We start from the raw sequence: 6109 nt of genomic DNA, 5'->3' as shown, positions 1-6109 counted from the left end.
CCTGATCGAGGAACGCGTCGACCGGATGATCTATTCGATCGACGACGCCCGCTTCCTGCCCGACCGCTATGTCGAGGGGACCTGCCCGCACTGCGCCTACGAGAAAGCGCGCGGCGACCAGTGCGACAACTGCGGCCGTCTGCTGGACCCGACCGATCTGATAAATCCCTATTCGGCCGTCTCGGGCAGCCGCAATCTGGAGGTCCGCGACACCCGCCACCTCTATCTGCTGCAGACCAAGGTGGCCGACGACGTCCGCGCCTGGGTCGACGCCCGCTCACCGCAATGGCAGCCGCTGGCCCGCTCCATCGCCTATAAGCATCTGGACGAGGGCCTGATCGACCGCGGCATCACCCGCGACCTGAAATGGGGCGTGCCGGTCGTCGGTCCTGACGGCGGCCCGCGTCCGGGCATGGAGGGCAAGGTCTTCTACGTCTGGTTCGACGCCCCCATCGAATACATCGGCGCGACCGAGGAGTGGGCCCAGGCCAACGGCCGGACCTGGCGCGACTGGTGGCGTCTGGACGAGGGCGCGGACGACGTCCGCTACGTCCAGTTCATGGGCAAGGACAACGTCGCCTTCCACACCGTCAGCTTCCCGGCGACGATCATCGGCTCGGGCGAGCCGTGGAAGATGGTCGACCAGCTGAAGGCCTTCAACTGGCTGAACTGGTACGGCGGGAAGTTCTCGACCAGCCAGAAGCGCGGCGTCTTCATGGACCAGGCGCTGGAGCTGCTGCCCGCCGACTACTGGCGCTGGCACCTGACGGCCTACGGTCCGGAGCATTCGGACGCGGCCTTCACCTGGGAGCAGTTCCAGTCGACGACGAACAAGGACCTGGCCGACGTGCTGGGCAATTTCGTCAACCGGATTGTCAAATTCACCGAGAGCAAGTTCGGCGGCGTCGTGCCCGAGGGCGGCGCCCTGACGGACGTGGATCAGGACTTCCTCAAGCAGATCCGCGACGGCGTGGCCGAGGCGACCGCCAATCTGGAAGACATGGAGTTCCGCAAGGCGGCCCAGTCGATCCGCGCCGTCTGGGTGCTGGGCAATGAATACCTGCAGGTCGCGGCGCCGTGGACGGCGCTGAAGACCGACGCCGAGCGGGCCGGGACGGCGACGCGCGTCGCCCTGAACCTGGTCGCCCTGTTCGCCCGTCTGGCCGCGCCGATCCTGCCCGCCTCGGCGGAAAAGATCGCCGCCACCGTCGGCGCGACCGACCTGTCGTGGCCGACGGCCGACGAGGACCTTCTGGCCGCCGTGCCCGCCGGTCAGGCCGTCGCCGCCGCCAGCGTCCTGTTCGCCAAGATCGAGGACGAGCAGGTGGCGGAATGGAGCGCGCGGTTCGGCGGGGCGGAGGGGTAACCTTCAGCTCCTCATTGTGCTAAAGTGACCAACTAGATGGTCAGGAACGCTGCAATGAACGCGATCAATCTCGCGGAAGCCAAGGCCCGGCTGAGCGAACTGGTGGACCTCGCCCAGCAAGGCGGCGAGGTGCAGATCATGAAGCGCGGCAAGCCGGTCGCGCGTCTGGTGCCGATCAAGCCTGCGAAGAGCAGGATCGCCATCGAGGACCTGCGCGCGGCGACCGAAGGACAGGCGATGGGCGACGGGGATTCCCTTCGTCGTATGCGCGACGACTATCGCTACTGATGATCTATCTGGACACCTCGGTGCTCGTCGCGGCCCTGACGCGGGAACCGGCGACCGAGCGGGTGCAGGTCTGGTTGGCGGAGCAGGAGGCCGGGGCGCTGGCCATCAGCGGCTGGACCCATCTGGAGTTCGCCGCCGCATTGCGGTTCAAGCAGGCGACCCACCAGATCGACCCCGTCCGGCGTGAGGCGGCGGCGAGCCAGTTTGCCGCCATCGCCGAGACTGCGCTGACGACCTGGCCTGTCGAGATCGCGGATTTTGAAGAGGCCCAGCGTCTTGCCGGATGGGACGAAGCCGCCCTTCGCGGGCCGGACGCCCTGCATGTGGCCATTGCGACGCGGCGCAACGCCACGCTGTGCACGCTGGATGAGCGGGTGCTGCGAGCCTGTGAGCTCGCCGGTCATCCGACGGTGAGGCCCTAGCCCTCGATCACATGCGGCACGAAGCGGGCCGTGTTGCCGGTGATCAGGCCGGCCTCGCGGATGCCCATGCCGACGGCGGCGCCGTCGACGATCCAGCTGCCGATCACGGGGCGCTGGCCGTCGAAGTCGGGCAGGTCGTACAGGCGCTGCCAGACATGGCCCTCGTCGCCGTAGCCGCCGCCGGTGGCCTCGACCACCTTGCCGTCCCTGACGATGGAGATGTTGGCGCCCTCGCGGGCCAGGATCGGCTTGCGGGCATGGTCGCCGGGCAGGGGCTCGAACGACGCTTCCAGCAGGTTGGGGTGGTTGGGGAACAGGTCCCAGAGGATCGGCAGCAGGGCCTTGTTCGACCAGATCATCTTCCAGATCGGCTCGATCCAGACGGTCGGGGAGTGGACGATGCGGCTGCCGTACTCCTCGCCGACCAGCCATTCCCACGGATAGAGGTGGTACAGGGCCCGGATGGCGTCGCCCCGGGCGTCGGCGAAGCGCAGGCCGGTCCATTCGATCTCGTGGATCGGGACGGGCAGGCTCTCGACCCCGCCCTCGCGGGCCAGATCGCGCATATAGGCGACGGTCACGGCGTCCTCGGCGGCGCCTTCCTCGGCCCAGGTGAAGTGCACGGGCTGCGGCAGGGCCGGGGCGATCTCGCGCCAGCGGGCGATCAGGGCGTCATGGATGCCGTTGAACTGGTCCTTGCCGGGGAAGACCGCCTCCAGCCAGTCCCACTGGATAACCGCCGCCTCTAGCAGGGAGGTGGGGGTGTCGCAGTTGAACTCGAACATCCTGGGCGGAGAGACGCCGTCATAGCCGAGGTCGAAGCGGCCGTGGTTCAGGGCCGGCGGCTCCTCGTCCCACGCCTTGCGGATCAGGGGGACGGCGAAGTCCGGGATGCCGAAGCGGTGGAACAGGTTCTGGTCGACGATGTGCTGACCGGCGGTCAGGCACAGCTGGTAGAGCTCTTCGGTCGCCTGCTCGATCTGGCGGATCTGGCGACGGTCGAAGCGGTAGCAGGCGGCCTCGTTCCAGTAGGGCTGGTCGGCGGCGGTGTGCCAGACGAGGCCGAGGGCCTCGACCCGCTCGCGCCAGTCGGGACGGGGCGTGAGCGCCTGACGGAACATCAGCCGCCCGCGGAGCCGCGCGCGAAGGCGCCGAATCCGCCGCGGGGGCTGTAGCTGCCGCCCGAGACCTTGTCGCCGAAGCGGGCGCTGGTGGCTTCCTTGCCGCCGTAATACCAGCGCGCGCCGCCCGCATAGCCGCCGCCCGAGCGCCGGCAGTTCTCGTCCGAGACGCGGCGGCCGGTGGAGTCGGCGCAGACGCGGCCTTCCGCCGTGGCCGGGCGGGGACCGCAGGCGGTGATCGACAGGGCCGCCGCCACCGAGGTGGCGAAGGACAGCTGGCGCACAGCGGTGTTCAGGACCGTCTTGCGGGACGTGGACATGCGGATACGGGCTCGGGGATCAGGCGGCCGGAACGGTGATCGGAGGCGGCTGGTCGGCGGGGGTGGCGCCCGGCTGCGTCATGCAGGTGATGCGCTTGGGCCCCTCGGCCTCGGCTTTGCAGAACTTCTCCACCTCGTCCGGCTTGATCTGCAGGAAGGCGGGGATGGCGGCGTTGTGCTGGGCCAGGTTCAGGGTGCGGACCACGGTGGCGCGGTAGCCGTCCCAGATCATGTGCAGGGCCACGTACAGGACGATGACCAGGCCGACGTAGCCGATCCAGCGGTAACGGTGCAGCAGCTTGGCGATGTAGGTCGCGGCCACGCCCATCAGGCCGATGGACAGGACCAGGCCGAAGACCATGATCCACGGATGCTCGTGGGCGGCGCCGGCGACGGCCAGCACATTGTCCAGCGACATGGTGATGTCGGCGATCATGATCTGGACCAGGGCGGCGCCGAAGGTCTTGCGCTTCAGGCCCAGCTCCTCGGGCGACGGACCGGTGCCGTGCTCGATGCTCATGGCCAGTTCGAGTTCCTTCTCGGCCTCGGCCTGGTCGTGGGTCGCCTGCTCGCGCAGTTCGCGCCACATCTTCCAGCACACCCAGAGCAGCAGCAGGCCGCCGGCCAGCAGCAGGCCGATCAGGCCCAGCAGCCAGCTGGTGATCAGGGCGAAGCCGATGCGCATGACCACGGCGGCGATCAGGCCGATCATGATCGCCTTCTTGCGCTGGTCCTGCGGCAGGGCGGCGGCGGCGAGGCCGACGGCGACGGCGTTATCGCCGGCCAGCACGAGGTCCATCATGACCACCTGACCAAGGGCGGTCAGCTGAGAGCCGAGTTCGGGAGAGCTGAGGAATTCCATGCCGGTCCTCTAGCCGTGCGACAGTCTGTCGCCAAGTCTCCTCCCCGTCGTGAAACGATGGGGAGGTGGATCGGCGGCGATGAGCCGACGAGACGGAGGGGGCGCCGGAAGCGGCAAGGGATTGGCGGACGGCCTCCACAAGCCTGAGCCGCCCCCTCCGTCACGCTTCGTATCCGAAGCGCGACACCTCCCCATTCGCGAGGCGAACGGGGAGGAGAATGGTCAGCCGCGGCCTTGCGCGCGGGCCGCCTCATAGAGGGCGATCGCCGCGGCGTTGGAGACGTTCAGGCTTTCGAAGCCGCCGGGCATGGGAATCTTGGCCATGGCCTCGCAGTGCTCGGCGACCAGACGTCGGACGCCGTCGCCTTCGGAGCCCATGACGATGACGGTCGGCTGGGCGTCCAGCGCCTGTTCCAGCGTCAGCTCGGCCGAGCCGTCCATGCCGATGGCGCGCCAGCCCATGTCGGACAGCTTCTCCAGCGCTCGGGACAGATTCGTCACGCGGGCGCAGGGCAGGCGTTCGGTGGCGCCGGCGGAGGCCTTGGCCAGGGCGCCGGCGAGGGCCGGGGAGTGGCGGTCCTGCACGATGATTCCCTTCGCCCCGAAGGCGAGGGCCGAGCGGAAGATGGCGCCGACGTTCTGCGGGTCGGTCAGCTGGTCCAGCATGACGATGACGCCCGAGGCGTTCTCCGCGATGTCCTCCAGCGCGACGCCTTCCAGCGGCGCGACCTTGAAGGCCATGCCCTGGTGGACGGCGCCGGCGGGCAGCATGCGGGCCAGGGCCGGGCCGTCGACGATCTCGGCGCGGTGGCCGTTGGGGGCGAGGCGGTCCCGCTCGATCTCCTCGGCGCGGTCGGCGGTGACCAGCAGCCGCCCCATCCCCTTGCGGGCGGGGTTGGCGAGGGCGGCCAGAACCGGGTGACGCCCCCACAGCCAGTTGTCCGCGTCGCCCTTGTTCGGACGCGGAGCGCGGTTCGTTGAATCACCTCGGGGCGCCGAACCGCGTTCGGGGCTCCAGTCGCCGCGATTATTTCCTTTGCCGCCCTGAGGCGCGGAACCGCTCAAACGCCCGCCGGGCCTGCCGGAAGGGGCCGTTTTCTTGCCCGATTTCCGGTCATTGCGTTCTGAAATTCTCGACACTATAAGACGCCCTCCGATTTGGAGCCCTGAGGGCTTTCGGGTCTGGCGCACCTCCTATCTCAGGCGATGCGGGATCACGAGAGCCTTTATCGCGGCGGGAACCGAAAGGTCCCCTCAAGCGATGGTCCGTCGGTTTTGAAAAGCGCGCTGGGGGAATGTCCCGAGCGGCAAAGGGGGGGGACTGTAAATCCCCTGCGTAAGCTTCGCAGGTTCGAGTCCTGCTTCCCCCACCACGCGCTTTCGAAACGAAGGACCGGACCCCATGTCGGGTCGGCTGCGGAGGTCCTTCTCTTCCCTGGAAGATGGGCCCGACGCAGTCTCCGCGCGGGTATAGTACAATGGTAGTACAGCAGCCTTCCAAGCTGAATATGTCGGTTCGATTCCGTCTACCCGCTCCAGAATTCTATTGCTGATCCACCGCCCCCTTCCGGGCCACAGGAGTTTTGGCCATGGCCAAGGAAAAGTTCGAACGCACCAAGCCGCACTGCAACATCGGCACGATCGGTCACGTTGACCACGGCAAGACGACGCTGACGGCTGCGATCACGATGACGCTGGCGAAGGCCGGTGGCGCGAAGGCGATGAACTAC

Annotated in this window: 8 protein-coding genes and 2 tRNA genes; 6 read left to right on the top strand and 4 right to left on the bottom strand. The window is 68.2% G+C overall.

The window, feature by feature from the left end:
* The 3 genes from VGE03_RS10305 to VGE03_RS10295 form a co-directional block, all read left to right on the top strand.
* Positions 1-1366 (top strand): methionine--tRNA ligase (locus tag VGE03_RS10305; RefSeq protein ID WP_331046393.1); only part of this gene is annotated, 1366 nt, incomplete at its 5' end.
* Between the two features lie 54 nt (positions 1367-1420).
* The gene (locus tag VGE03_RS10300; RefSeq protein ID WP_331046392.1) at positions 1421-1654 is read left to right on the top strand and encodes a type II toxin-antitoxin system prevent-host-death family antitoxin; all 234 of its coding nucleotides are present in this window, start codon (positions 1421-1423) and stop codon (positions 1652-1654) included.
* A complete protein-coding gene (locus VGE03_RS10295; RefSeq protein ID WP_331046391.1) occupies positions 1654-2076 on the top strand; it encodes a type II toxin-antitoxin system VapC family toxin in 423 nt (140 codons plus the stop codon). The genes VGE03_RS10300 and VGE03_RS10295 overlap by 1 nt, the downstream gene beginning before the upstream one ends.
* Here VGE03_RS10295 and VGE03_RS10290 read toward each other — a convergent pair.
* The 4 genes from VGE03_RS10290 to rlmB form a co-directional block, all read right to left on the bottom strand.
* On the bottom strand, positions 2073-3197 hold the full coding sequence (locus tag VGE03_RS10290; RefSeq protein ID WP_331046390.1) for a glutathionylspermidine synthase family protein: 1125 nt from the start codon (positions 3195-3197) through the stop codon (positions 2073-2075). The two genes, VGE03_RS10295 and VGE03_RS10290, sit on opposite strands and share 4 nt — an antisense overlap.
* Entirely contained in the window at positions 3197-3517 is a 321-nt protein-coding gene (locus tag VGE03_RS10285) for a hypothetical protein (RefSeq protein ID WP_331046389.1), read from the bottom strand. The genes VGE03_RS10290 and VGE03_RS10285 overlap by 1 nt, the downstream gene beginning before the upstream one ends.
* Before the next feature lie 19 nt (positions 3518-3536).
* On the bottom strand, positions 3537-4379 hold the full coding sequence (locus VGE03_RS10280) for a TerC family protein (protein WP_331046388.1): 843 nt from the start codon (positions 4377-4379) through the stop codon (positions 3537-3539).
* A 222-nt stretch (positions 4380-4601) separates the two neighbouring features.
* A complete protein-coding gene (gene rlmB / locus VGE03_RS10275) occupies positions 4602-5519 on the bottom strand; it encodes a 23S rRNA (guanosine(2251)-2'-O)-methyltransferase RlmB (RefSeq protein ID WP_331046387.1) in 918 nt (305 codons plus the stop codon).
* A 149-nt stretch (positions 5520-5668) separates the two neighbouring features.
* On the opposite strand from rlmB, the gene VGE03_RS10270 reads away from it, so the two are divergent.
* The 3 genes from VGE03_RS10270 to VGE03_RS10260 all read left to right on the top strand — a co-directional run.
* Positions 5669-5752: transfer RNA gene (locus VGE03_RS10270), tRNA-Tyr, on the top strand.
* 91 nt (positions 5753-5843) lie between these two features.
* Positions 5844-5917: transfer RNA gene (locus VGE03_RS10265), tRNA-Gly, on the top strand.
* Between the two features lie 51 nt (positions 5918-5968).
* A partial coding sequence (locus tag VGE03_RS10260; RefSeq protein WP_324819791.1) for a GTP-binding protein occupies positions 5969-6109 on the top strand: 141 nt, incomplete at its 3' end.

Origin of the sequence: Brevundimonas sp., assembly GCF_036400995.1 — a bacterium.
In the GTDB taxonomy this organism is placed as follows: domain Bacteria; phylum Pseudomonadota; class Alphaproteobacteria; order Caulobacterales; family Caulobacteraceae; genus Brevundimonas.
The sequence above is the reverse complement of the archived record's forward strand: the minus strand, read 5'-3'. Positions and strand labels throughout refer to the sequence as shown.

Coding starts and splice junctions, on each gene's coding strand:
- VGE03_RS10280 (WP_331046388.1), bottom strand. CDS start 4,379: ATGGAATTCCTCAGCTCTCCCGAACTCGGCTCTCAGCTGACCGCCCTT.
- VGE03_RS10295 (WP_331046391.1), top strand. CDS start 1,654: ATGATCTATCTGGACACCTCGGTGCTCGTCGCGGCCCTGACGCGGGAA.
- VGE03_RS10300 (WP_331046392.1), top strand. CDS start 1,421: ATGAACGCGATCAATCTCGCGGAAGCCAAGGCCCGGCTGAGCGAACTG.
- VGE03_RS10285 (WP_331046389.1), bottom strand. CDS start 3,517: ATGTCCACGTCCCGCAAGACGGTCCTGAACACCGCTGTGCGCCAGCTG.
- VGE03_RS10290 (WP_331046390.1), bottom strand. CDS start 3,197: ATGTTCCGTCAGGCGCTCACGCCCCGTCCCGACTGGCGCGAGCGGGTC.